Source organism: Rhodococcus sp. 05-2256-B1 (assembly GCF_002258465.1).
Taxonomy (GTDB): domain Bacteria; phylum Actinomycetota; class Actinomycetes; order Mycobacteriales; family Mycobacteriaceae; genus Rhodococcoides; species Rhodococcoides fascians.
Genome location: NZ_NOZA01000033.1, coordinates 90291 through 116333 on the forward strand (window position 1 = coordinate 90291; position 26043 = coordinate 116333).

Annotated in this window: 24 protein-coding genes; 6 read left to right on the plus strand and 18 right to left on the minus strand. The window is 63.1% G+C overall.

Annotated features, from left to right (window positions below):
- Positions 1 to 7: 7 nt before the first annotated feature.
- From CH285_RS22580 to CH285_RS22630, 11 genes are all read right to left on the minus strand, one after another.
- Positions 8 to 1168 (minus strand): acyl-CoA dehydrogenase family protein, encoded by a 1161-nt coding sequence (locus tag CH285_RS22580; RefSeq protein WP_032368980.1) that lies wholly within the window; start codon positions 1166 to 1168, stop codon positions 8 to 10.
- 31 nt (positions 1169 to 1199) lie between these two features.
- Positions 1200 to 2369 (minus strand): acetyl-CoA C-acyltransferase, encoded by a 1170-nt coding sequence (locus CH285_RS22585; RefSeq protein ID WP_032368981.1) that lies wholly within the window; start codon positions 2367 to 2369, stop codon positions 1200 to 1202.
- Positions 2362 to 3174, minus strand: coding sequence for an LLM class flavin-dependent oxidoreductase (locus CH285_RS22590; RefSeq protein WP_032368982.1), 813 nt, complete (start codon positions 3172 to 3174; stop codon positions 2362 to 2364). Before CH285_RS22590 ends, CH285_RS22585 begins: the two co-directional genes overlap by 8 nt.
- Positions 3171 to 4127, minus strand: coding sequence for an LLM class flavin-dependent oxidoreductase (locus CH285_RS22595; protein ID WP_094643687.1), 957 nt, complete (start codon positions 4125 to 4127; stop codon positions 3171 to 3173). The genes CH285_RS22590 and CH285_RS22595 overlap by 4 nt, the downstream gene beginning before the upstream one ends.
- Positions 4124 to 4543 carry a MaoC family dehydratase gene (locus tag CH285_RS22600; RefSeq protein WP_052068655.1) on the minus strand — a complete coding sequence of 140 codons (420 nt, stop codon included), beginning with the start codon at positions 4541 to 4543 and terminating at the stop codon, positions 4124 to 4126. The genes CH285_RS22595 and CH285_RS22600 overlap by 4 nt, the downstream gene beginning before the upstream one ends.
- A complete protein-coding gene (locus CH285_RS22605) occupies positions 4540 to 4983 on the minus strand; it encodes a hypothetical protein (RefSeq protein WP_032368983.1) in 444 nt (147 codons plus the stop codon). The genes CH285_RS22600 and CH285_RS22605 overlap by 4 nt, the downstream gene beginning before the upstream one ends.
- Positions 4980 to 5738, minus strand: coding sequence for an SDR family NAD(P)-dependent oxidoreductase (locus CH285_RS22610; protein ID WP_032368984.1), 759 nt, complete (start codon positions 5736 to 5738; stop codon positions 4980 to 4982). The genes CH285_RS22605 and CH285_RS22610 overlap by 4 nt, the downstream gene beginning before the upstream one ends.
- Entirely contained in the window at positions 5735 to 6958 is a 1224-nt protein-coding gene (locus CH285_RS22615) for a cytochrome P450 (RefSeq protein ID WP_032368985.1), read from the minus strand. Before CH285_RS22615 ends, CH285_RS22610 begins: the two co-directional genes overlap by 4 nt.
- A gap of 1 nt (position 6959) precedes the next feature.
- Complete coding sequence (locus CH285_RS22620) at positions 6960 to 8081, minus strand: thiolase family protein (protein ID WP_032368986.1); 1122 nt, start codon at positions 8079 to 8081, stop codon at positions 6960 to 6962.
- Positions 8082 to 8524: 443 nt separating this feature from the next.
- Positions 8525 to 10147 carry a class I adenylate-forming enzyme family protein gene (locus CH285_RS22625; protein ID WP_141215036.1) on the minus strand — a complete coding sequence of 541 codons (1623 nt, stop codon included), beginning with the start codon at positions 10145 to 10147 and terminating at the stop codon, positions 8525 to 8527.
- A gap of 54 nt (positions 10148 to 10201) precedes the next feature.
- Positions 10202 to 10735, minus strand: a complete 534-nt coding sequence (locus CH285_RS22630; protein ID WP_032368987.1) for a nuclear transport factor 2 family protein — start codon at positions 10733 to 10735, stop codon at positions 10202 to 10204.
- 171 nt (positions 10736 to 10906) lie between these two features.
- Between CH285_RS22630 and CH285_RS22635 the strand changes: the two genes are divergently transcribed.
- The 3 genes from CH285_RS22635 to CH285_RS22645 are packed head-to-tail and all read left to right on the plus strand — an operon-like array spanning position 10907 to position 13559.
- On the plus strand, positions 10907 to 12283 hold the full coding sequence (locus CH285_RS22635; protein ID WP_032368988.1) for an aromatic acid/H+ symport family MFS transporter: 1377 nt from the start codon (positions 10907 to 10909) through the stop codon (positions 12281 to 12283).
- Positions 12280 to 12822 (plus strand): nuclear transport factor 2 family protein, encoded by a 543-nt coding sequence (locus CH285_RS22640; protein ID WP_052068657.1) that lies wholly within the window; start codon positions 12280 to 12282, stop codon positions 12820 to 12822. The genes CH285_RS22635 and CH285_RS22640 overlap by 4 nt, the downstream gene beginning before the upstream one ends.
- A complete protein-coding gene (locus CH285_RS22645) occupies positions 12822 to 13559 on the plus strand; it encodes an SDR family NAD(P)-dependent oxidoreductase (protein ID WP_032368989.1) in 738 nt (245 codons plus the stop codon). Before CH285_RS22640 ends, CH285_RS22645 begins: the two co-directional genes overlap by 1 nt.
- Before the next feature lie 39 nt (positions 13560 to 13598).
- Here CH285_RS22645 and CH285_RS22650 read toward each other — a convergent pair whose 3' ends face one another.
- The 7 genes from CH285_RS22650 to CH285_RS22680 all read right to left on the minus strand — a co-directional run bounded on the left by CH285_RS22650 (position 13599) and on the right by CH285_RS22680 (position 20492).
- On the minus strand, positions 13599 to 14372 hold the full coding sequence (locus CH285_RS22650; protein WP_094643688.1) for an SDR family NAD(P)-dependent oxidoreductase: 774 nt from the start codon (positions 14370 to 14372) through the stop codon (positions 13599 to 13601).
- A 94-nt stretch (positions 14373 to 14466) separates the two neighbouring features.
- Entirely contained in the window at positions 14467 to 15297 is an 831-nt protein-coding gene (locus tag CH285_RS22655; RefSeq protein WP_094643689.1) for an HpcH/HpaI aldolase/citrate lyase family protein, read from the minus strand.
- The gene (locus tag CH285_RS22660) at positions 15294 to 16457 is read right to left on the minus strand and encodes an acyl-CoA dehydrogenase family protein (RefSeq protein ID WP_032393088.1); all 1164 of its coding nucleotides are present in this window, start codon (positions 16455 to 16457) and stop codon (positions 15294 to 15296) included. Before CH285_RS22660 ends, CH285_RS22655 begins: the two co-directional genes overlap by 4 nt.
- A gap of 39 nt (positions 16458 to 16496) precedes the next feature.
- Complete coding sequence (locus CH285_RS22665) at positions 16497 to 17867, minus strand: MmgE/PrpD family protein (protein WP_094643690.1); 1371 nt, start codon at positions 17865 to 17867, stop codon at positions 16497 to 16499.
- Positions 17864 to 19081 (minus strand): CaiB/BaiF CoA transferase family protein, encoded by a 1218-nt coding sequence (locus CH285_RS22670; RefSeq protein ID WP_094643691.1) that lies wholly within the window; start codon positions 19079 to 19081, stop codon positions 17864 to 17866. Before CH285_RS22670 ends, CH285_RS22665 begins: the two co-directional genes overlap by 4 nt.
- Positions 19078 to 19626 carry a MaoC family dehydratase gene (locus CH285_RS22675; RefSeq protein ID WP_094643692.1) on the minus strand — a complete coding sequence of 183 codons (549 nt, stop codon included), beginning with the start codon at positions 19624 to 19626 and terminating at the stop codon, positions 19078 to 19080. Before CH285_RS22675 ends, CH285_RS22670 begins: the two co-directional genes overlap by 4 nt.
- A gap of 131 nt (positions 19627 to 19757) precedes the next feature.
- Positions 19758 to 20492: a FadR/GntR family transcriptional regulator gene (locus tag CH285_RS22680; RefSeq protein ID WP_094643693.1), complete on the minus strand. Its 735-nt coding sequence runs from the start codon at positions 20490 to 20492 to the stop codon at positions 19758 to 19760.
- A gap of 305 nt (positions 20493 to 20797) precedes the next feature.
- On the opposite strand from CH285_RS22680, the gene CH285_RS22685 reads away from it, so the two are divergent.
- The 3 genes from CH285_RS22685 to CH285_RS22695 are packed head-to-tail and all read left to right on the plus strand — an operon-like array spanning position 20798 to position 25898.
- Positions 20798 to 22879 (plus strand): hydantoinase/oxoprolinase family protein, encoded by a 2082-nt coding sequence (locus CH285_RS22685; protein ID WP_094643694.1) that lies wholly within the window; start codon positions 20798 to 20800, stop codon positions 22877 to 22879.
- Positions 22876 to 24693, plus strand: coding sequence for a hydantoinase B/oxoprolinase family protein (locus CH285_RS22690; RefSeq protein WP_032379729.1), 1818 nt, complete (start codon positions 22876 to 22878; stop codon positions 24691 to 24693). Before CH285_RS22685 ends, CH285_RS22690 begins: the two co-directional genes overlap by 4 nt.
- A complete protein-coding gene (locus CH285_RS22695; protein WP_255032364.1) occupies positions 24639 to 25898 on the plus strand; it encodes an amidase in 1260 nt (419 codons plus the stop codon). Before CH285_RS22690 ends, CH285_RS22695 begins: the two co-directional genes overlap by 55 nt.
- The last annotated feature ends 145 nt before the right edge of the window (positions 25899 to 26043 follow it).

The following is a 26043-nucleotide window of genomic DNA, read 5'->3' on the forward strand; positions in this document are numbered from 1 at the left end:
AGAGACCTCAGAACGATCTCGGCAGACCATAGGACTCGGCAATTTGATTGCGCGCCATTTCGCTCGTGATGGGTCCAATGCGGTAGAGGCGCACATCTCGCCAATACCTCTGCATATCCGTTTCGAGCGCGTACCCCATTCCGCCGAGGATTTGCATGCCCAAATCGGCTGCTTTGCCTGCTAATTCGGACGCCACTACCTTTGCCATCGTCGATTCGGTGCCACAGGGCAAGCCCTGCTCCTGACGCCAGGCCGCGTAGTTGGTCATCAACTCGGCTTGCTTCTGCCACATCGCCATATCGGCGACGAAGTGCTGCAGCGATTGGAACTGGCCGATCGGCTTGCCGAACGCTTCGCGCTCCTTCAGGTAGGCCAGCGCGTCCTCGAAGACACCGTCGAGCACCCCGGTGCAGAGGGCGCCCACCATGATTCGCTCGTTGTTCAGAGTCTCGAGCATCTGGTACCAGCCCTTATTGACCTCGCCGACGACGAGACGGTCCTCGACGAACACGTCGTCGAGCCACACCTCGCACGAGCCGACCGACTTCATGCCGACCTTAGGAATTTGGCGAGTGGTGATGCCCTCGGCGTTGCCGGGTACCAAGAAGATCGTCATACCGCGGCTGGCCTTGTCCGCGTTCGGGTCACTTTTCGCAACGAGCATGAGGTAGTCCGCGACATGGGCTGCCGTGGACCAGATTTTCTGTCCGGTAATGCGCCACCCACCTTCGACCTTCTTCGCGACGGTCTTCATCGAGCCCAGGACATCCGTACCACCCGACGGTTCCGTCAGGGCGATGGACATACGGATCTCACCGTCCGCCAACTTCGGCAGCAGCTCCTGCTTGACTTCTTCCTGGGCATACAGCGCAACGGATTTGGCGCAGAACGACGAGACGCCCCAGATCCAGGTCAGTCCTCCGAGCGTCCGCGCGAGTTCGCGGGCGACGATCATCTGAGTCATCACGTCGCCGCCCTGGCCACCGTATTCCTCCGGCAGGCCGATTCCGTGCAGGCCCTGCTTCGACATCTTGTCCCACAGCTCGAAGGGGTACTCGAATTCGCGCCCCTCCCATTCCCGAGCGGTGTTCTTGTCCAATTCCGAGTCGATCCATGCGCGGAGCGACTTGCGGAACTGCTCTTGTTCGTCGGTCAACGAAAAGTCCATGGTGTTCTCCTACTGAGTGGGTGAATAATGCTTATTTGTCGAGATTTTCGATGATTGTGGCGTTGGCCAGGCCCCCGCCCTCGCACATCGTCTGCAGTCCCCATCGCCCTCCCGAGCGACGCAGTTCGTGGACCAGGGTCGTCATGAGTTTGGCTCCGCTGGCTCCGAGTGGATGCCCCAAAGCCATTGCGCCACCGTTGACATTGGTCTTCTCGATCGGTGCGCCCGTGTCCTTGGACCAGGCGGCAACGACCCCGGCGAAAGCCTCGTTGCACTCGAAGAGGTCGATGTCGTCGATCTCGAGGCCGGCCCTTTTCAGTACCCTGCGGGTAGCAGGTATCGGACCCGAGAGGATCAGAACAGGATCACTGCCGACGACGGCGTTCGAGTGCACACGGGCCAACGGCGCCAAACCGTGCTGCCGCACAGCCGATTCCGACGCGAGAAGGATTGCCGACGAACCGTCGGCCAGCTGGCTCGCCAATGCCGCGGTGTGACGACCACCAGCACGGATCGGTGCCAGACCGCGCATCTTCTCGGTATCGAGCGTTCGCCGGAACCCTTCATCGACGGTGAGCTCGCCGAGTGGGGCAACCTCGGCGTCGAAGCGGCCTTCGTCCCACGCACGCGATGCATTTCGGTGACTGCGCTCGGCTAGCGACACCATCTCGTCGTCGGTGATACCCCACTGCTCGACGATCAGGTCGCCACCGCGAAACTGATGTATCTCCTGCTCGCCGAAGCGAGCTTGCCAACCCGCGCCGTCGAAGGGATAGCGCATGTTCAGGTCCGGCCCGACCGTCCCCGACGAGTTCAGCGGAACGGTACTCATCGACTCGACGCCGGCAGCGACGACCAAGTCGTAGTCGCCGGCCCGAATCCCCTGCGCCGCGAAAGCAACTGCCTGTTGGGACGAGCCGCATTGGCGATCGATGGTAACTGCGGGCACCTCCTCTGGGAGCCCTGCCGACAGCCACGCATTGCGCCCTGTATTCCAAGCCTGACCACCAATCTGCCCGACGCATCCCATGATGACGTCGTCGACGGCAGCGGGGTCGATACCGGTCCGTTCGATCAGTGCGCGCAACGTGTGTGCCGCGAGGTCGACAGGATGGATTGCGCTCGCACCGCCGCCGCGGCGTCCGGTTGGTGTTCGTACGGCGTCCACGATGTAGACCGCCGGTCGAGTGTGTTCAGACATCGATGCTCACCAGTTCTTCGTCGGAGTTGTGTCGGTCCCAGAACTGCTCGAGGCCCGCAGGCAGACCTGGCAGTTGGACGGCCGCTCGAATTCGGCCGGCGATCTTGTCGATCACGAAAGCGGCGTTACTCGCGTTCACAGCCGGGACGCGGAGGATGGCAGTGTCAACGCCGTCGTCGCGTCCGGCTGCACGCAATTTCTCGACCACCCGCGTTATGGCGTCGCGGCCGTCGACGCTTTCCACGTCGAACACGGCGGGTCGCAGTCCGCGACCTCTCGGCGCAGAATTGTCTGCCAGGTAGGGCGCGCCCAGGTCTTCGGCCGAGTCGGCCTGGATCCAGGTTCCGTCGGAACGCACACGGGAGGGGGTGACCATCACCGCGTCGTCCTGGGCATGGGTGTTGGCGTGAATTCGAGCCGGCACAGTCCACACCACGCCGCGGTGCGCGAACGGCCGCGACCGTGCGGCCTTCAGGACGATGTGAGCGGCTTCGTCGAAGCTGGCTTCGTGTCCAGGAGCCGGAGCCAGAGACGCAATCCATCGGCCGCCCAAGAGGTTGTCGAGGACCGCACATTCTTCAGCCGTGTAAACGGGGTGACTGTTGTCGAGGTGCAATCGACCACCGATGGTGACTCGCTCTGTAGTGCCGGCCAGACTTGCCGCGGCAGCTACCACCGCCGCAGTCCGGTCAGACGTTGCCTCGAGCCAAAGGAGATCGAGTGCGCTGTCGTCGACAAGCTGCGCGCAACGAGCGAGGTCGCCGCGCTTCATCGCCGATGGGTCGACGGCGATTCCCAATTTCATGCGGACACCGCCACAGGGAGGAGCGCAGACGCGAAGAGCATGAGACTGTCTCGATACTGCTGGGGGGTAATCACATCGAAGTTCAATCGGGCGACGACGGTATCCACCCCCGCCGATGCGAGCGCGGACAGTTGAGCGGAGACCTCGTCCGGACTACCGACGATGGCCGTGCGCGTGATGCGCTGCATCTGCTTGTCGAGCAGTTCCGGCCGGGTGAAGCCGTTGGCGTCACCGTCGAGGACCCACCAGGCTCCTGCCTCCTCCCGGTAATGCGATTCGAGCGCGGGCAGGAAAGTCTCGCGCGCGCGGGCACCGTCGACGTCGACGTACACGTCTTTCAAAACCCCGATCCGGCCGGCACTCCGGCCACCTGCCGCTTGATGAATACGCGCAACAGCAGCGTCGAGTTCGTCCGGATACAGGGTCTGAGGTAGCAGAGCCGACGCATTACGGCGGCCGATTCTCTCGATCGCCGCATCGGCCATACCGCCGATCCAGATCCGCGCTGAATCCATGGGGTGGGTTCCGCCGAGCAGTCGGTCCAAACCGGCCTCCATTCGGCGTCCGCGGTCTCGTCGGCAAAGTCCGAGCGCGTCGAATTCTGCGTCTCGATGTCCCAGACCGACCCCGAGTTCGAGCCGATCGCCGGACATCGCAGCCACTTCCTGCGCCATCGACGCGATTCGGTCGGGGTCGTGTTGGGGCAGCAGCAACATCGCCGTGCCGAATCGAAGTGTCGAGGTGACGCCCGCTGCAGCGGCAATCGCAGTCAGCGGAGACGGGCACCACCCGTCGTACCAGAACCGGTGCTCGGCGAACCACATCGAGTCGAAGCCGAGCTGTTCGAGTTCGCGGGCGGATTCGAGCATGTCGGCATAGAGACGCTGATGGTTTCGAGAGTCGGCGACCGTCGACTGCATGGACCACAACCCGACACCGATGTGCATGGTCATTGCGTGACAGCCCTTCTGGTGACGCTGGCGCGGGCTGTCAACGCGAGTGGCCCACCCTGAATGCGCAGTTGGATAGTCAAGGTGCAGAGATCTACGTCGACCTCGTCGACTGTGCCGCTGACTTCCAGAATGTCTCCAGCACAAACGTTTCCGACGAAACGCACGGACAGTTTCCGTACATCGTTCACCGACCCAAACACCTCACCCAGGTAGTTCATGACGTAGGCCATATTGGTCGGGCCCTGGTTCACCGGCCGCTCACCCATTCCAAGCGCGCGAACTGCATTCACGTCGAAGTGGATCGGGTTGCTATCCGACAACAGCGCGGCCATTGTCTTCATCTTTTCCGCGCTGACGGCCGGCAAGACGACTGTCGGAAGCGTTGCTCCGAAACGCAAATCAAGAATGTCGGTCATGGTGTCCTCCTGGGGAACACGATCGAGTTTCGGGTGCGGGCGACTACGTGATCGCCGTCGACGATCTCGAGCTCGAACCCGACGATGTCGAACGTTCCCGCTTTGCGGCCCTGCTTGCGCTCGGCACTGCAGAACTGGCCGCGTACCTCGTAACCCCGCTGCACCCGGAGCGGAGTATCGACAATGGTCTCGCTTTCACCGAACATGGGCCCGTCTGCAGCGGACGCGCCACACATCTTGAATAGCTCGTCCCAGGTCAGTCCCATCGCACCTGTTGCCGCGACGTACACGAAAATGGGATGCGCTGTGCGATCACCGGTTTGCATGCCGAGCACGACGTCGTTCATCAACCATTGCTGATAGGGCTCGATGACGAACGACCCACCCGGCAGCGTGCGGCCGGGCAAAGCCTGGACGTCGTCGACTGTGAATGCGGTCATGCGAGTGCTCCTCCGTCGACGACGAGCGTGGACCCGGTGATGAACGACGCGTCGTCGCTGCAGAGAAACACCACGGGCATAGCGATTTCCTCGGCCCGGCCCCAGCGTCCGAGCGGAATGTCCTGATCCAACAGGGCGTCCATCGCACCTGTCCCCTCGTAGTGGGACCATCCCTCGGTGCGAATAAGACCCGGTACGACCGTGTTGACGCGGATGCCGTGGGAGCCCCATTCTTTCGACATCGATCTGGTCAACATTTGGAGACCGCCTTTTGCTGCGGAGTAGTGCGCCATCGAGTCCTGGGCCTGCAGTCCTGCGAGAGATCCGATGTTGACGATCACGCCGCTCCCGCGCGCGATCATGCCGGATGATGCAGCGCGGCCCACGAGGTACGGAGCAGTCAGGTTCAGTGCGATTGTCCTGTCCCAGCCGCGTTGTTCCATATCGGTGATGGGTGCCAAGAATCGTGCTCCGCCAGCGTTGTTGACGACGATGTCGAGGTGGCCGAATTCGTCGTGGGTTGCCGCCACCGCGGCTTTCACGGCGTCTTCGTCGGTGACGTCGGCGACGACGACGAGAGCGCGGCCACCGATTTCCCGGACGTGAGCGGCAACCTTTTCGAGCGGTTCCTGTCGTCGCCCTACACACACCACGTCGGCACCGGCAGCTGCGAGGGCGACGGTTGTGGCGTGTCCGATATCGCCGGCCGCGCCGGTGATCAGTGCCGTCCGACCGGCCAATCCGCCCGTGGTCATGACTCGACCCGCACCGGGTAGGCCGTCATTCCCCGACTGATCAACGTCGGGTGCCAATGCGGAAGCGTGGTTGTCGGGACCAGCCCGGGCAACCTTTCAACGATCGACTCGATTGCGACGGACGCTTCGAGGCGCGCCAGAAAGTTGCCCAAGCAATGGTGCAGCCCGAAACCGAAGCCCACGTGCCGGTTCGGCGTCCGTGTGATGTCGAAATTCTCGGGCGACTCGAACGCAGCGTCGTCACGGTTCGCCGAACCCTGAACCAGATACACCTGCTCACCCACACCCAGTGTCTGCCCGCCGATGTCCACGGGCGCAATGACGCGTCGCATCTCCATCTTCGACGGACCGTCGAAGCGCAACAGTTCTTCGACCGTGCCTCTGATCAGCGACCGATCCGCACGTAGTCGAGCGAGCTGGTGCGGGTGCTCGAGTAGAACCTTGGTGCCGTTCGCGATCAGATTCGTTGTTGTTTCGTGTCCTCCGAACACCAATAGAACGCACGTGGAAACGATTTCGTCGTCGGTGAGCGGCGCGTCTTCGTCCGCCGCCAGTAATGCACTGATCAGGTTGTCGCCGGGCGTCTTCCGGAACGTGGCGATCAGTTCACGCAAGTAGTCCGCGAGATCGGTCAGACCCTGCTGCGCTTCCGCGCGCCGGCCTTCGACGCCCCGTGCACCGAAAACCAGCACGAGAATTTGGTCGGACCAGCGCTTGAACAGATCGCGGTCCTCGGGTGGCACACCCATCAACTCCGCAATGACCACGGCGGGAATCGGGTAGGCCACATCTTCGACCAGATCCAGCTCGGTACGGCCGACCACTCGGTCGAGTGTTTCCCGAACGACGGATTCCACCCGGGGACGCATACGTTCGACGGCTTTGGGGGCGAAGGCCGGCATGACCATCTTGCGCAACCGAGTGTGGTCGGGCGGATCCATGAAGACCATCCAGTTGCCCAGGATGTCGAACGTCGGCTTACGCTCGCGCTGCTGCTGCGGCGTCAGCTTGGACTCGAAGATCGGCTTGATTCGGTCCGACGACAAGGCCGGGTTACGCAGTGCAGCAGTAACATCGGCGTGCCGGTAAACGAACCAGGCGCGAAACTCTTCGTTCCAATGCACCGGATGCTCAGCGCGCATGTACGCGAAGTACTCGTAGGGATCCGTCACCCGATCCTCGCGGAGGATGTTGTGGTCCGTCGTCTCGATCGTGTTCATTTCATCCTCCCAATACGGCTACGACACAGCCATTTCCGTCGATGCCGGCGGTGCCGCCACCCATCGTTTCGACCACGGCGACTTCGGCACCATCGACCTGGCGTGCACCACAGTCGCCTCGCAGCTGCCACACGGCCTCGGCAACCTGCGCCAGCCCTGTGGCTCCGAGTGGGTGCCCCCGACTGAGCAACCCACCGGAGGGATTGATCGGCTGCGCCCCGCCAAGCGAGGTATGACCTTCGTGGAGCAACGACGCAGCTTTGCCCTCACCGGCAATGCCGAGTGCCTCGGACGTGACGAGCTCTCCGATCGTGAAAGCGTCGTGCAGCTCCACCAGGTCCGCGTCATCCGGTCCGATACCAGCGGCGTCGTATGCCAGCGCTGCCGTATCTCGGACAAGTTCGTAACCCCAGGGTTGTGCGGAGCGGTGATCCCAGAGGTGCCCGGACAGAAGGGCGGTGGCCCTGAGTGGAATGTCGCGGCTCGTGCGGCGTCGAGGCCCGAGAATTGCTGCCGCAGCGGCGTCCGACAGGTCGCAGCACTGCAGCAGAGTCAGTGGATCTGCCACCATGCGCGACGCCAGAACCTCGTCCACCGTGACGGTGCGCCCATGCTGTGCGCGGTCGTTGAGCGATCCGTGACGCCTGTTCTTGACCGCGACCGCAGCCAAGTCGATATCGGCAAGCCCGTGCAACGCCGCGTACCGGCTGGCAACCGAGGCATACACCGCGGGCAACGCCATACCGCTGCGACCTTCGGAATCGGTCGACTCCGGCGTGATGGGTCCGGCGAAGTGAGCAGTCATGGTTTCGATACCAAGACACAAAACGGTGCCGTAACGCCCACTCTCGATTGCCCAGCGGGCCTCATGAAGTGCAGTAGATCCAGTGGCACAAGCGTTCTCGATCGTCACGATCGGAACGCCCGTGATGCCCATCGACGACAGTGCTCGCTGGGCCGTGCCCGGGGCACCGAAGACCGTTCCGGCGAACACCGCGTCGATGCCGGTCAGCCCGGCGTCCCCCAACGCCTCCCGCACGGCAGTTCCGGCCAACTGCGGGGCGGAGAGCGACGGCTGCCGTCCGAACGAACTGGTCCCGACGCCCCATACATGTGCAGTCATGAGACGACACTCCCCTGAAGATCGCCGAATTCGTTGACACCGGTGATAGTCACGGCCGCACCCACCTGCACCGGGGACTCGTCGATGGGCGTCTCGACCAACACTCGTGGCCCATCCCGGAGATCGACGTACGCGAGCCCGCGGGGGCTTGGACGGTCCGGCACCCGCACGCGAACGCAGGTCGACGCGAACACGGTGCCGGTCGGGTCGAACCGAGAACTCTCTGTGTCGGCACCGCACGCCGGACACCGGGTCAACGCTGCGAAAGTCGGGTAAGCGCACGTTCCGCATCTCACGCCCACGACCGCGGCCGAACCTGAAACCGTCTCGACACGCGGCCTCGGATCGGGCGTAGTGGTTGGCTCTCCGTCAATCATGATTTTAATATACCAATCGGTGGTTTGAATTAATAAAGCAGGGGTCGACACGTCGGACAAGCAGGCTCAGGCCGGCGCGGACGACTGCGATTCGAGACCCAGCTCGACGCACATCTCGTCCCGTAATCGGTACTTCTGAATCTTCGTGGCCGACATCGGCCACGTCTTCTTCGCGACGACATAATGCGGAACCTTGTATCGCGCCAACGAGACTCGACAGTGATCGAGCAACACCTGGGCGTCGAATACCGCTCCCGTTCGCAACTCCACTGCCGCCGCAGGCACTTCGATCAGACGGTCGTGCGGCACGGCGACAACAGCGGCAACCAGAACATCGGGATGCGAAACCAGAACACTCTCGATCTCGAGTGCCGCGACATTCTCTCCGCCCACCTTGATCATGTCTTTCAGACGGCCGCGGTACGTAACGCGACCCAGCTCGTCGACGGATCCGCGATCGCCGGTATGCAACCACCCGGACGCGTCGAGCACCTCATCTGTGCGGGCGTCGTCGTTCCAGTAGCCCGCGAAAACTCCCCAGCCCCTGATGACCAATTCACCTACCTTGCCCGGTTCCAGAATTCGACCGGTGAAGCTGTCCATGGCAGCGATGTCGACGCCGGGAAATGCGGGCCCCTGCGACAGCACCCGATCGGCCAGTGATTCGTCGGTTTCGTTGACGGCACTGACTCCCCCGCCCTCACTGCACCCGTATGCACTGACCTGAACGGTGTGGGGAGTGCGAGTTTGCAACTTGCGCAACGCATCAGGCGGTGCGACGTTGAGCATGACCCGTACGTTCTTCAACGATTCCTCGGTGTAGTCGGAGTGATCGAGCAACGCCTCGGTGACGGCCGGAAAAGCCGGCCATGCCGAGGTGACCCCCCACCGGTCGATCTGTTTCAATGCCGCGCGCGGCTCGAAGTACAGCTGCGTCACGAATCCCGCACCAGCGTCAACACACGCCAGGAACGGGAGCACAAAGCTCAGATGGAAGAACGGCAGGGGATCCCACAGCCGGTCTTCGGCAGTCAGCTCGAAGCGGTACCGCCCAATGGAGTTCCCGCCACGCACCAATGATCGATGCGTCAACTGGCAACCTTTGGGCAACGAGGTCGTTCCCGAGGTGTAGATCATCAGCGCGATATCGGTGGCGGTCGCAGTCCCGAGTACTTCCGGCGCGATCGACGTTGACGCTTCGGATCCCGGTGTTACATCCCGAACCAGGATCTGCTTCAAGCTCGGAGCCGATGCGATATCGATCGGCCCGCCCAGATCTACGTCCCCGAGCTCGGTCAGCGCGCTGGTCAACTGGCCGACGAAATCGATGCGGTCGTTGCGCATGCCCGAAACGACGAGGGTGTCGATGCCCGAGTCGGCGAGCACATGCGCCAGCTCCCGCGAGGAAAATCTGGTGTTGAACACAACAGCCACCGCACCGAGCGATGAGCACGCGAACAGCGTCTGCACCGCTCCGAAGGAGTTGGGGACCAGCAGTCCGACCCTGGACCGCGGTCCGACACCGTGCGCGTACAAGTAGGACGCAGCCGCATAGCTGTCCGCCAAAAGCTGCTCGTACGTGCAGCTTTCCTCGCCCACGACCAAGCACACGTTGTGGGGATGGGCCTTCGCGGCGCGTTCCAGCGACGCGTGCAGCGTGAGATTGTTCGTATCCGGAGCGGTAGTCATCGATGCCAATCCTCGAACCGTCGGGGTGATGGGAATCACGATAGTGCAGATTCTTTATTCTGCCAACCGATTGTTTGATTTATCTATCGCGACACCGGGCGGGATCGTCTCGGCCGATGACCCCAGCGCAGTCGCGCCACGCTGCATAGCCTCCGCCAAAATCGACCGATCACCTCGACTCCAAGTGACGGCGAGCCTCATATCGGTGAGCAGCCATTTCCCATTGATACGAATGAGCGTGTCCTCGTAGAATCCACCCAGCGTGTAGAACTTCGAGTCGCCGCCAGTGCGCAGCATGTGCTCTGCCACCACGTACACCGTTGATGTCGCGGTCTCACCGGTGATGCGCACCAATGGATTCGTCAACGAATGCTGCGTGGCGTCCAATCCAGTGAAGAGGGTTCGGCAGTACGCCGTCCACCGATCACCCGCGATCGAACCCGGAATCCGATTCGGGTCGTGGGCGCTGTAATCCAGCCGAACCGCATCCGTGATGCAACTTCGGAACTGCACCCAGTTACGCCGGTCGATGCCCTGGACGAGCTTCGTCCGCACATCGAGCACATCCCAACGATCTTCGATCACCACGTGTGTCTCCTGAGTCGTAGTAATAATTACACCAAACGATTGGTTGCAATAATGTGATGGCCACGATAGCGTCTGCATCGTTCGCTGTGATGCGAATCACGAGATGCATAGCCATTCGCCATCAGATTGCGGCACACTCGATTGGTGCCGTCCACCCTCGGGAGACACTCCATGTCCAACACACGATCGGTCGATGTCACCAGCGTCATCGACAATGCGCCGTTTTCGCGAATACAGAAGAAGGCGATCGGGCTGTGTATCGCGATTGCGATCATCGATGGTTTCGACGCGCAGAGCATCGGCTTCGCAGCACCAGCGATCGCCGCGGACTGGGACATACCCGTGTCGTCGTTCGGATTGGTCTTCTCACTCGGCTTGGTCGGAATGATGCTGGGCGGCATGATTTTCGGACCGATTTCCGACCGGTACGGACGACGGAACGTCATCGTCGGATGCACGGTCGCCTTTGCCGTGTTCACTCTCGCGACATCGATGTCGACGTCGGTCGAGATGTTGATGATCCTCCGTTTTCTGACCGGTCTCGGGCTCGGCGGTATCACGCCCAATCTCATCGCACTCGCATCGGAATACGCACCCAGCCGAATTCGATCCACCGTCGTCACCATCGTCGTCTGCGGGTTCTCGCTCGGCGGTTTCTTCGGCGGGTTCCTGGCCGCCTATCTGATTCCGACCTTCGGCTGGAATTTCCTCTTTATCGTCGGCGGCATTCTCCCGCTGTTCCTCGCGGTGTACTCGTACTTCACGCTGCCGGAATCGGTCCGGTACCTCACGGTGAACGGTAGAACTGCCGAGGCAGCGAATATCCTGGATCAGGTCTCCCCCGGGTCCGTATTGCCCGGCAGCTCCCTCACGCTCCCCGAAACTGCAAGCAACAAATCGTCGGTCGGCGCGTTGTTCAGCGAGGGTCGTACGTCACGAACAGTGATTCTGTGGGGCATCTTCTTCATGAACCTGCTCGTCATCTACTTCGTGCTCAGCTGGATGCCATCCCTGTTCAAGGAGGCCGGCTTGACCGCCTCCGTTGCGTTGGTGGCCACTGCGCTCTTCAATCTCGGCGGAGTAGTCGGCGGAATCACCATCGGCCGCTTGGCCGACCGCCGCGAGCGCCCGTTCGGTGTGATCGCTACGTCTTACGTTCTCGGTGCAGTATTCATCGGTGTCGTTGCCGTTGCATTCCACATCGTTCCGCTCATGCTCATCGCTGTGTTCGTTGTCGGTGTCGGAGTCTCCGGAAGTCAAACCGGAATCAGCGCCGTCGCAGCATCCGCCTACCCGACCATTGCCCGAGCCACCGGCGTCGGTTGGGCGTACGGAGTCGGCCGTATCGGCTCCATAATCGGGCCGACTCTCGGCGGGTTCCTCATCGCCATCGGGCTCGGTGCAGTGAACATCTTCACCCTCACGATGATCCCGACTCTGCTCGCCGCAGCAGGAATTCTGCTGCTATCGAAGAAGATCGGCCGCAGCCGCCCGGAAACCCCGAAGGCGACCCAGGTCGAGAACAGCGCGGAACTGGACAACGCATGAACCTTGACGAATTGAGCGATCTCGCCGAGATCAACGGAGTTTTGTTCCGGTATTGCCGCGGTTTGGACCGGATGGACAAAGAATTGACCAGGTCGTGCTGGCACACCGACGGTACCGACGACCATGCTCCGCTGTTCGTCGGTACCGCGGACGACTTCCTCGAGTGGTTGTGGCCGGTTCATGCGGGGATGGAGCTGACTCGGCACATGGTGACCAACGTCGTCGTCGATCTGCGAGGTGACCGAGCCGGCACCGAATGCTACTGGAGCCTGACCTTTCGAACCGCAACGGATGCAGGGAGTGTCGACACCCAGTCCGGAGGGCGTTACGTCGACATGTTCGAGCGACGCGATGGCGTCTGGGCTATTACACACCGTCGGTCGATTCGTGAGTGGAGCCGGACCGACGCGGTGCTGGAGCCTACAGACCCCGCGAAAGGCCAGCGGTTGATCGAGGCGCACAGCCCCGGTGCCGAAGTCACCTCGCCGGCGCGGGACCGGTCGGACTACTCGTACACGGCACTGCGAACGACGCACTGATGGGATCTCGGCGGGTAGTCGTCGTGACCGGGGCCGCACAGGGCATCGGTCACGGGGTGGCCGAGCGGATGGCTGCGCTCGGGCACCAGGTGGTCGGCCTCGATCACGATGCATCCCAGCTCGCGAAATTCACTGCGGCCCAGGGAATTCACGGAATCGCAACCGACGTCTCCGACGACGCACAGGTCGCGGACGCCATTCGATCGATCGAGGACGAGTACGGACGGCTCGACGTACTGGTCAACAACGCGGGTATCAGTCCGTCGCACGGTGGGCGTTCTCAGCCGGTCGAGGACATCGGTCTCGACGAGTGGGATCGTGTCTTGGCCGTCAACCTCACGGGCACATTTTTGATGTGCCGTGCCGCGCTGCCGATGATGAAACGCGGACGCTGGGGCCGCATCGTCAACTTCTCGTCGCAGGGAGGACGCACCCGGTCACTGTTGTCCGGCGCACATTACGGTGCGACCAAGGCCGGCCTGATTGGATTCACACGCGTGCTAGCAGGTCAGGTGGGCCAGCACGGTATCACTGCCAATTGTGTGGCACCGGGGCGTATCGACACACTGCAGAGCCGCAGCTTCGGAGACGCGGAGGCCTATGCGGCGCAGCTCCCCGCCGGCCGTCTGGGCGTACCGGACGACATCGCTGCGGCCGTCGAGTATCTGATCTCCGATGGTGCGGGTTTTGTGACCGGAACGGTTCTGGACGTGAACGGCGGGCACTTCATGCCGTAAAAAGCCGGGAGGGCGGTTGTCCACCCTCCCGGTATCCGCTCAGATCGAGTATCCTCCATCGACATTGAGCTTCTGCCCCGTGATCCAATTCGCTTCGTCCGACGAAAGAAAAGCGACGGCGTTCGCGATGTCCACCGTACTTCCGAAGCGGCGCATGGGAGTTCTGCGTAGCACTTCCTCGAGGTCAGCTTCGGTAAGCTCGCCTTGCGCGCGGAGCTTCTGCACCATCCCGTCCGCCAGTATTGCGGGCCCGACACTATTGAATCGGACCCCGAAACGTCCCTCCTCGCTGGCGAAGGCGCGAACCAGTTGTTCGACAGCGCCTTTGGTACCTGCGGACAGACCGTCGCGTACGGGATACCGGCTCGTTGCGACCGTCGTCACCGAAACAAGGTTTCCCTGCGAGCGACGCAATGCGGGCAGTACCGCGTGAACAAGGTTGAAGAATGACGCGGCCTCGTCGGTGAGATGCTCCGCATACGTCGACGGCTCGACCTTCGACAAATGCATCATGGGAACCAAAGGTCCTGCAGCGTGCACGACCACTCCGATTCCGCCACCCGCACTATCGATCTCGTCGATAGCCACCTTCAAGGCCTTCGGGTCAGCGAGGTCGATCTTGCAACTCCGGGCAAGTCCACCGGCCTCCTCGACCGCCTTCTCGAGTGCATGTGCCTTCTCCGAGCTCGTTCTGTAAAGCAACGCAATAGGTTTGTCCTGGGCCACCAGTCGACGTACGCAACTGGAACCGATTCCTCCCGTCGCTCCAGTCACGACGGTCCACGGTCGGTCACCAATCTGTTCGGATGCCATAGACCGAGCATATATTATGCCAATCGTTTGGTTGTTTTATTATCCCGGCTATTTGCTGCGTCCAGTGCCGAATCTTGGGCTACTCGACCGAAGATCAGGTCCTGGCCGACTCCCGCGTACCACGCTCCACCACTCGTCGAGCGGTTCGAGCCACGGCCTCGTCGATCAGGAATCCCTTGCCGTCCACGGCCACACCCGAGGTGGCACGTTCCAAGTCGGCCAACAGTTCCTCGGCTTCGCGCACTTCCAGCTCGGATGGCACGAACACCGTTCGTACAGGTTCGAGTTGAGCCGGATGAATGCACGCACGACCGACGAATCCCAGACCGGCCAGTGCACGTGTGTCAGCCTCGAACGCATCGGCGTCGCGGAAGTTTCGCGACACCGCGGCCGGCGGCGGATCGATTCCCGCTGCAACGCTGGCTGCGACCACCTGAGCGCGCACGAACGATAGTGACTCCGCAGAACCGTCGACGCCCAGATCCGCGGCCAGGTCCACCTCACCGATTTGAAGAAACTTGACCCGAGACGCACGGGCAATCTCGAGGGCAGCGAACACTCCGGCGGCCGTCTCGATGAGGGGCGAGACCACCGCGTCACTGCCGCTCAGTAGGGCGCCGGCCTGCTCTATCTCCCGAGCAGACGACACCTTCGGCAACCAGATACCCGTCAGATTCGGGTGCAACACCGCACGAATATCGTCCTCCTGCAACAGCCCTGGGTTCACCCGCACCCAGATCTGTACATCGCCTGGATCGCAGGCAGCCACCCATGCAGCCACCGTCACGCGGGCATGATCCTTGTTCGCCGCGGTGACGGCGTCCTCGAGATCCAACACCACCGCATCCGCACCCGAGGCCAATGCTTTGTCGAACCGCTCCGGCACGTCCCCAGGAACATAGAGGTAGGTCAGAGCCGTCCTCATCCGATGACGCCCGTGCCCGCGACGAGAGACTTCGCGATGACAGTCCGCATGATGTCGTTGGTGCCCTCGCCGATGGCCATGAGGGGAGCATCGCGGTAGAGACGCTCGACGACGAACTCGGTGGAGTAGCCGTACCCACCGTGAATGCGCATGGCTTCGAGGCTGGCGGTGATGGCGGCTTCGGAGGCGAAGTACTTCGCCATTCCGGCTTCCATGTCCACGCGCTTACCCGAATCCGCCTGCGATGCAGCCCAGTAGGTCATCAGACGTGCAGCCTGGAGCTGGGTCGCGATGTCGGCGATCTTGAGCTGAATGGCCTGGAACTCGGCGATGGGCTGACCGAACGCGGTGCGCTGCTTGGCGTATTCGAGGGCCGCGTCATAGGCGGCCTGCGCGATTCCGACACTGCGACCGGCAATGTTGAGGCGACCGATCTCGAGACCGGACAATGCTTGCTGCAGACCACGACCCTCAACCCCACCGAGCACTGCGTCGACGGGAACGCGCACATCGGTGAAGGTGATCTCACACGACTCGGTGCCCTTGTAGCCGAGCTTGCCCATGTCGCGCTGCACCTCGAAACCGTCGGTCGTGGTGTCGATCAGCAGCAGCGACATTCCCTTGTGCGCGGGAGTCGTGGTGGTGTCGGTCTTGACCAGTACCGGAAGCACATTCGCGTGCCGAGCGTTGGTGATCCACGTCTTCGCGCCGTTGACGACGTAATGGTCGCCATCGCGCTTGGCGGTGGTCTTGATGCCCTGCAGGTCGGTTCCGGCACCGGGCTCGGTCAGGCCGACTCCCGTGCGCCATTCGCCGGACGCGAGCTTGGGCAGCAAAGTCTTCTTCTGCTCCTCGGTGCCGTGCTTGCCGATCATCCAGCACGACAGGTTGTGGCTGCCGAGAATGCCGGCGACGCCCATCCATCCGCGGGCCAGTTCCTCGTACACCAGGGTGAACGAGACCTTGTCCAGGTCGAGGCCGCCGTACTCCTCCGGCGTCGTGATCCCGAACAGGCCCATGGCCTTCATGTGCTCGACGATCTCGGTGGGGTACCGCCCCGTCTTTTCCCACTCGTTCGCGACCGGGATGATTTCCTTGTCGACGAAGGTGCGCAATGCTTTACGGAAGGCCGTCTGCTGCTCGTCGTACGTGAAGTCCATGATGAAGTCCTGTCGATTGGAGTGTCGTCGATCAAAGTGTCAAGGTGCCGGCGCGATGGCTGCGGCGAGGTCGAGGATGGCGGTCAAGTCGGTTTCGTCGACCAACCCGAGGACGCGGTCGGCCAGCTCGTTGGCGCGAGAGTCGCTGCCGCAGTTGCCGAGAAACTTCTCCAGCAGACGGTCGTCGCTCAGCGGGAAACCGGCAGATCCTTGGCTGCCGCCGACGGAGGCGTCGAGCACCCGTCCGTCGGTCAGGGTGAGAACCGCCCTGCCCGACGCGGCGGCCGCGGGAACCTCGGACGGCAGGTTCGTCACCCGCACCTTGCGAGCGGTGACGAGAACGTCCTCGCGTGCGATGGATTCGTCGGTGTAGGTCGACACGGTGATGGCACCGTCGTGCAGCAGTGCCGCCACACTCCACGGCAGATCGAACTTGCCGTCGTAGGTGCTGCGCGGTGACGCGACGCCAGTGTTCGGTCCGCAGACGAACGGACTCGAATCGGGGTGAACGAACACCTCGATGTCGGCCACGTCTCCTGCGTGAACGGCGCTGTCCCCGAGCGCCTTCGTCACTGCGTCGAGCGTGACGTGCATCAGCTGGCAACTGGGGTACGGCTTGATGCCGATCCGGGTGGCTTCCCACCGCGTGCCGAGTCCCTCGGTCAGCGCCGCGAAATTCGTCGGCCGGTCGGTCAACGCAGCGTAGATTCCGCGTCGACCTTCGAGAACCGAGGACGGTCCGGTGGCTCCCGCGGCGGCGAGCCGTGCAGCGAGCACGCCGTTCATACTGGCCGATCCGGGATGCAGCGCCTTGGTGTCGGCGTCGGTATCGAGAAACTCGAGCAAGCCCGAACTCGACGATCCGGCGATTCCCAGGGCGTTGACCAACGTCTCGGTGTCGAACTTCGAAAGGTGTCCGGCGACGAGTGCGGCTGTCAACGGTCCCACCGCTGCCGTGGCATGTACACCGCGAGCGTGGAATCCGTGCGGGCTGACTTCACCGAGGCGGCAGGCGGTTTCAAGCCCGAGAGCTGCGGCGGTCAGCACATCTGCACCCAAGGCCGACACCTGCTGCCCGACGGCGAATGCCGCGGGGAGCGATACGGCCGTCGCGTGCACCAGTGCGCCCGCATGGGTGTCGTCGAAGTCCAGCGAGTGCAGCATCACCCCGGTCGCGAAGGCGGCTGCCGGCGCGGAGAGGCCACGGGTCCCGGTGAGGGGCCGCGCCTCTGGTGGGCCGCCGAGAGCGTCGGCCACTGTCCAGCCCGGTCGGCCGTAGCCGAGCCGTTGGGCCGCAACGGTATTACCGACGCCATCGAGCAGGTGCCGGGCGGCCGCGTGCCGGACGTCCTCGGACAGATCGGCGACGGTGACCCCCGATGCCCACTCCGCCAGGATCGTCGAGGTCACGCCCGCACCTCGTCCTTCGCCGTACCGAAGGCTCCCTCCGCCTTCAGCTTCGCGATGCGATCGTCGTCGTAGCCCAGCTGCTCGCGCACGATGTCGTCGAAGTGCTCGTTGCGCTGCGGCGCGCGGCGGTACTGCTTGGCCTCGGATCCGAAGTTGACCGGGGAGGCGACCTGGCGCACGGTGTTGTACACCGGATGCTCGGTCTCGACCACGAGATTGCGTGCGAGCGTATGCGGTTCGGTCAATGCGTGCTCGACGTCGTTGATCGGACCTGAAGGCACCCCGGCCGGGCCGAGCTTCGAGAGCCAGTGCTCGACGGTATTCGTGGCGAACACCTCTTCCAGGATCGGCAGCAGCACGTCCTGATGCTTGCCACGCAGCGAGAAGTTGGTGAACCGCGGATCTGCACCGAGGTCCGGGCGATCGATGGCGACGACGAGACGGTCCCAGAACTTCTCCTTGGCGCAGCCGACGATGAGCCAACCGTCCGTTGCCTCGAAGGCCTGGAACGGCACCAGGGATGGGTGAGCCGAGTTCTTCGTGCGGATCGGCTCGAAGCCGGCGTTGAGATGCCACGTCGCGGGATACGTGAGTAGCGACATCGCCGTGTCGTACAGCGAAACGTCGCAGTCACCACCGATGCCGTCGCGACGGGCCGCGTGCAATCCCGACAGCAAGGAGATTGCGGCGACGAATCCGCCGGAGTAATCGACCAGCGACAGACCGGATTTGGTGGGCGGGCCGTCCGGGTCGCCGGTGACGCTCATCCAGCCGGCAAGGCCCTGCAGAATGTAGTCGTAGCCAGGCTCTTTCGAGCGCGGGCCGGTCATGCCGAACCCGGTGAGGCTGCAGCACACGATTGCGGGATTGAGATGCTTGAGCTGGTCGTAGGTGATGCCGATCTTCTCCGGCACGTCACCACGCAGGTTGGAGTAGACGGCGTCACTGGTGCGGACGAGGTCCTCGAACACCGCTCGGCCACTCGGGGTCGAAAGATCAAGGGAGAGAGAGCGCTTATTGCGGTTGAAGCTCTCGAAGAACAGCGAGTCTTCGCCCTCGTTGTAGGGCGGGACGTAGCGTCCGACGTCGCCGCCGACGCTGGGGTCCTCGATCTTGATGACATCCGCGCCGAGGTCGGCCAGGTGCAAGCTACCGAACGGGCCTGCGCCGTACTGCTCGAGGGAAATGATGCGGACGTCTTCCAGTGGCCTCATGCGTCGGAGTCTTTCGTAGTAGGAAGTTCGAGCGGGCCGTTCTGCGCTTCCGGGAAGTAGTTCTGCCCGATGCCACTGTCGCGGGTGGCGACCATGACCGAGCGCTTCCACGAAATGACCTCGACGCCATCCTGATTGAGGCCGCGGGTGATCATCGAGACGATGCCGGCGTAGGGGCGTGACTCGGACTTGCGCAGCCCGGTGCAGATACTTTCGGCGTACAGGGTGTCGCCTGCATAGACCGGGTGGGACATCTTGATGTCGGTGAAGGCGAGGTTGGAGATCGCGTTCTGGCTCATGTCGATCACCGAAAGTCCCAGCACCACAGAGACTGTGAAGCCGGAGTTGACGATGACCTTCCCATCGGTGATGGGGTTCTGCGACGCCAGGTGCGCATTGAAATGGTTCTGGTTGGTGTTGAGCGACAGCAGCGTGACCCACGTGTTGTCGGTCTCCGAGATCGTCCGCCCGAAGGGATGTTGATAGACGTCCCCCACGGTGTAATCGTCGAAGAAGCGCCCCAGAACGGCCGGATGGATTGCCACCGTGTCTCCTCGTGTCGGTTTGGCGAGTGCCTTGCCTAGACCATAAACATCAGATGTTTACGGCGTCAAGGGTTCGAGACAACCGGAAATCAGCAGACTTCACCTGAATCGACTCGGTAAAGAGCAGATGTTTACGTATTACGAAGTCGATCCATCTGTCGGTACGAGTCGCCGAGGTGGTCGAGATGCTTACGCATCAGATCCATGGCGGCCATCGAGTCACCGGCCTCCACCACGTCGAGCAGGCCTCGATGGTCACTGTCGACGCACTTCCAGAAGCCCTCGGGCGCGTGATCGCGGCCGAATCGCCCGGACAGGACACGGAAGACGGGTGCGGTGATGAGCTCGAGCAGGGGGTTGTGGGCTGCGCGCAGCAGGACGAGATGGAATTCCTGGTTCTTGGCGAACGTCTCGGGTCCCTGCACTTGATTGGGATCGAAGATCGTCGCGTTGAGCTGCTCGAGATGCTCGTCGGTGCGGCGGAACGCCGCGATGCCCGCGGCCGGGACCTCCATCAGGTTGCGCACTTCCATGAGCTGGTCGACGGTGACAGTCTCGGCGGCGGCCATCAGGGCCACACCGGTTTCCAGATGCTCGCTGATGTGTCCAACGCTGGGGACGGCGACGAAGCTTCCCCCGGTCACCCCCCTGGTCGTCTCGATCAGGTTCTGGCTGGCCAGGGACCGGAGGGCTTCACGAATAGTGCTACGCCCGACGCCGAATTCGGCGGTGAGCTCGGCTTCGCCGGGTAGCCGCTCTCCTGGCTGCAGCTCACCGGAGAGAATGCGGCTCCGAAGATGGCCGGCGAGAACCGCATACGCGGGGACACTCTTGGCGGTCGCCTTGAGCGGAGCCGATTGGGCCACGTCTTCCCCCTGATGTCGTTCGACTGTTCCTACTGACCGGTCGGCTCGAGCTTAGCCTGGCCGATGCCCCGAGATGCGGAGATCGCAACCCTCGATACATCCGCTTTTTAGCAAGAAACCGCGCATACCGACCCGAATCTAGGCCGATATCTGGACAAAGACGACGCAATACATCAGAGGTATTGCTTTTCCTGTCGATCATCAGCACTATGACTCATGTCACCTCAGCAGTGACCCCACGACTTCGTAGGACACGCGGAGCACGCCTTCCCGCTCCCCTCGGGCACCGACAGAACGGACGCAGCATGAAACGCATTGGAGTCGACGTCGGCGGCACGTTCACCGACCTCGTCCTGTGGGACGACGACGGCACGGTCGTCGTGCACAAGACCCCGTCCACCAATCACGACCCCTCGATCGGCACGATGGACGGCATCAAGGTTCTCGCCGAACGTGCCGGCATCGACCCGTCCGAAATCGACATGTTCTTCCACGGCACCACCGTGGCCACCAACATCGTGCTCGAGCACAACGGCTGCGACGTCGGCATGATCACCACCGAGGGCTTCCGCGACCTGCTGCACATCGCGCGCAAGAAACGTCCTCTCAATTACTCCAATTACCAGGATCTTCCGTGGCAGAAGTGGCAACTCGTGCCGCGGCGCAACCGTCGCGTTGTCCCGGAACGTATCGATGCCGCAGGAAACATTCTCACCCCACTCGACGAAGATGCTGTGCGCGAGCAGGTTCGGCTGCTGCGTGAGCGCGGCGTGCAGGCTATCGCCGTCGCATTCCTGCACGCGTACCGCAACCCCACGCACGAGCAGCGCGTGCGAGCCATCATCGAAGAAGAGTTTCCCGGCGTCTTCATCTCCCTCTCCAGCGAGGTCGCCCCGCAATACCGCGAGTACGAACGCTTTTCGACCGCAGCACTCAACGCTTTCATCGGACCGAAGACCTCGAAGTACATCGAGAACCTCGCAGGTAAGGCCAAAGCAGCGCAGGTCGGCGAAGACGTACACCTCATGACCTCGGCCGGCGGGCTCGTCACCTCGCGCAGCGCCAGCGAAATCCCGGTCTCACTCCTGACCAGCGGTGTGGTCGCCGGCCTGCTCGGTGGCTGCGCCATCGGCAAGGCATCCGGCTTCCCCAGTGTCATCACCCTCGATGTCGGTGGCACCTCCGCGGATGTCGGCGTGGCCCCGGACGGCGCCCTGCGGATGAAGCATCTGCTCGACACCCGAATCGGTGACTATCACGCGATGGTGCCGATGGCAGAGGTCGACACCATCGGTGCCGGAGGCGGATCCATCGCCGTGGTCGACGACGGTGGCATGTTCCGCGTCGGACCACGCAGTGCGGGTGCCGTTCCCGGTCCGGCCTGTTACGGACACGGCGGCACTGAACCGACCTCTACCGACGCCATGGTGATGATGGGATGGCTGCGCGAGAAGAGCTTCCTGTCCGGAACCATGGAGGTCAAGCCTGAGCTGGCGCGTAAAGCGATTCAGACGCACATCGCCGACAAGCTCGACACCCCACTCGACGACGCCGCGATGGGCATCTTCAAGATCCTCGCCCATTCCATGACCGAGGCGATCAGCCTGCACTCGGTGCGCAAAGGCTATGACCCGCGCGACTTCTCACTGATCGCCGAAGGTGGTGCCGGTCCGCTGTTTGCCTGGCAGATCGCCGACCAGCTCGGTATCCCGCGCGTGATCGTGCCCGGTCACCCCGGCATCACCTCCGCTGTCGGCCTGCTCACCACCGACATCCGCTACGAGGAGCCGACGACGGTGTGGACGTCGTCTGCGGACCCGAACATCGAACTGCTGCAGGAGCAGGTCGAGCGTCTGTCCGCACTGGCCGTCGCGCAGCTCGAGAAGGACGGCGTTGCGGCCGAGAACATTTCGCTCGAGCGCAGCGTCGACTGCCGTTACGTCGGCCAGGGCTACGAATTGCGTGTCGCCGCGCCGGACGGCGACATCGACGACGTGTGGGTCAAGACCGTCGCGGAGGCATTTCACGACGTGCACGGACGTACCTACTCTCAGCGGTTCGACGACAAGCCCGTGCAGCTGATCAACGTCCGTGTCACCGGCGTCGGCGCTGTCCCGCACGTGCAGATCGCCGACATCGCCGTAGGCTCCGCCGACTCCTCGGCCGCGATCAAGACGACCACCCAGGCGCTGTTCTGGCAGGACGAGACGTCCGCGCCGCAGTGGGTGGACACCCCTGTCTACGAGCGGTCGTTGTTGCTGGCGAACAACGAGATCGACGGTCCGGCGATCGTCGAGCAGTTCGATTCCACCACGATCATCGGCATGAATCAGCACGCCACCGTCGACGCCGTCGGCCACATCATCATCGAGAGGAACCCCGCATGAGCAAGGCGCTGATGCCCACCACCGGAGTGTCACTGGCGGGCGAATCCACTCGAACCTGGAACGACGTCGAGGTCGATCCCATCACCTTGCGCGTCATCGGCGGAGCACTGCAGTCGATGGCCAAGGAGATGGCCCAGGTCCTCTACCGCATGGCGTACTCCTCGCTCATCCGCGAGTCCGAGGACCTCGGCGCGGGCATCTTCGACATCAACGGACGTGAACTGTGCGAATCGGATTCGACTCCGATGCACTGTGGTTCGATTCCGGCCTACATCAAGGGTGTCAACCGTCGCCTCGCCGGAACGTACAAGCCCGGAGACGTGGTGCTGCACAATCATCCGTACCACGGAGCGGCTCACTCCCCCGATTACGGCGTGATCATTCCGATCTTCTGGCAGGGCGAGCACATCGGCTTCGCCGGGTGTACCGGGCATGTGTCCGACGTCGGCGGCAACTTCCCCGGACTGTGCATGGACGTCGTCGATGTGTGGGCCGAGGGCAAGCTGATGGACTCGATGAAGATCTACGAGGCCGGGGTCCGCAACGACTACCTGATTCAGCACATCCTCGACAACGTCCGTACCCCGGAGCAGAACCGCGGCGACCTCGAAGCACTGATTGCATGCTCGCGGATCGGCGAGAAACGATTCACCGAGCTGCTCGAGAAGTACGGCCTCGACACCGTGATGAGCGCGGGCGAACGCTGGATGGACTACTCCGAGTCCATGCTGCGCAAAAAGATTCGCGAGATTCCCGACGGCAGCTACACCGCGCCCATCGGCTATCTCGACGACGACGGCAAAAACCGCGGCGAACCACTGAAGGTGGCCGTGCGGGTACAGGTCGAGGGCGAGGACATTCTCATCGACCTCACCGGCTCCAACAGTCAGGTGCCCACCGCGTTCAACGTCCCGTTCGAGGGTTCGGTTCTCCCGGTAGCCGTCTCGGCGATTCGCACGATTCTGCTCGACGAGGACCTCACCGAGGAATTCGTCCCCCAGAACGACGGGTGCTTCCGCCCCGTCAAGGCCTATGCTCCCGAGGGCACGATCTTCAACCCGGACTTCCCCGCGTCGTGCTTCGCGCGGTTCTCTCAGGTGAACCGGGTGTTCGACTCGATCAATCTCGCTCTGGCACCGGTGCTTCCGGACCACGCGATCGCCGGATCGTCCGCCGCTCTGTGTGCCATCGCCTATTCCGGCATCGCGCCGGACGGCGAATCGTACTGGGTCTACATCGAAATCAACGAGGGCTCCTACGGTGGCCGCAACGGCAAGGACGGGATGGACGCCGTCGACGCCCTGATGGCCAACACCCGCAACAACCCCATCGAGGAGCTCGAGCTCAACCACGCCATGCGCGCGTTGCGGTACGAACTGCGCGACGAAGCTCCCGCACCGGGCAAGTGGCGCGGCGGTATCGGCAGTGTGCGCAAGTGGTTGATGGAGACCGATACGTTCCTCGGTTCCGAGGCCGACAACCGATCGGATCCTCCGGCCGGAGCCCTCGGCGGACACAACGGTGTGTCCGGCTCGTTCACCAGGAACGCCGGGACCGATCGCGAGGAAGTGTTGTACTCCAAGGTCACTCAGGAGACGATTCGCTCCGGTGAGACGCTGGAGATCAAGCTCCCCTCGGGCGGCGGATTCGGAAACCCGTTCGAGCGTGATCCGTTCCAGGTGCTCAGCGACGTCTGGGACGAATACCTCACCGAGGACGATGCTCGACGTGACTACGGTGTAGTCGTGAACACCGATTCGTGGACGGTAGACGAGGACGCGACGGCCGAGCTGCGCGCCCGGAGCGCAGCCTGATCGAGGACGGGACCTTCGGCGGTGTCGTCCGGTGGATCGACGACCGGAACGACACCCCGGGGGCCCTGTCCGGCCTGCGCATCGGCGTCAAGGACAACATCGACGTGGCCGGCGTCGAGACCACCTGCGCGTCGGAGTTCTTCGAGCACAACGTCGCCGACGCTGATGCCGAGGTAGTGACCCGCCTGCGACGCGCAGGCGGGTCGGTGGTTGCGAAGCTGAACATGGCCGAGTTCGCCGTCGGCGTCACCTCGCAGAACTCGGCCGCCGGACCTTCGTACAACCCGTGGAATACCGCTCGGGTGCCCGGCGGATCGAGCGGCGGTTCGGGGATTGCCGTCGCCGCCGGACTGGTCGACGCGTCCCTGGGCACCGACACCGGCGGGTCGGTGCGCCTCCCCGCCGCAGCGTGCGGCATCACCGGTCTACGCCCGAGTTGGGGATCGATCAGCAACGACGGCGTGTTCCCGGTGAGCGAGCAATTCGACACCATCGGCCCGATGGCGCGGTCGGTCACGGAGGTGAAGGCTCTGTTCGACGTCCTGTCCCCCAGCCCGTCCGAACCATCAGCCGTCACGCGTATCGGTGTCCCGACCGTGTTCCTCACCGCGGACGTGGACTCGGGCGTCGCGCAGACCGTCGCAGCCGCGGTGCGCACGTTCGCCGAACTAGGGTACGAGATCGTCCCCATCGAGCTGGGGTATGCCGCCGATGCTCAGGACATCGTCTACACGATCGTCTACAGCGACCTCGCTCGCCGCCATCGGCACCGGCTCGACACCGAGCCTTCTCGCTTCCAGCCCGCGACTTACGAACGAATAGCGCTGGGCCTGAGCATCTCCGAGTCCGACCGTGCCCGTGCACTCACCGGTCGCGATCGGTTCCGTCAGGCCATGACCGCCACGTTCGAGATTGTCGACGCGGTGCTGACCCCGGCCATGCCCGTCGATATTCCCCCGAGGGACGGGGGCGACGACGTTGTCGCGCTCTCGCGCCGGATGGGACAATTCACGTACCCGTGGTCGTTGCACGACGGCCCGACGCTGGCTCTGCCGGTCGGGTTCCACCCGTCCTCGGGCATGCCGGTGGGAGCGCAACTCACCGCTGCGGCGCACCGCGAGGGCGCGTTGTTCGGCGTGGGTGAGCGCTATCAGTCGGTGACCAATTGGCATCGGGCGGCACCACCGCATACATCTGATCTTTAACCCGCGCTGTGCGACCAATCAGCGGGCATTGTCCGTATTTACCTCATCTTGACGCGTAAAACATCTTATGTTTAAGTGGTTAGCAGCTGTTACGTACGTCTCACTACGGGTGGTCCTGCGACAGCCGACACTCCCACTTCGGCAT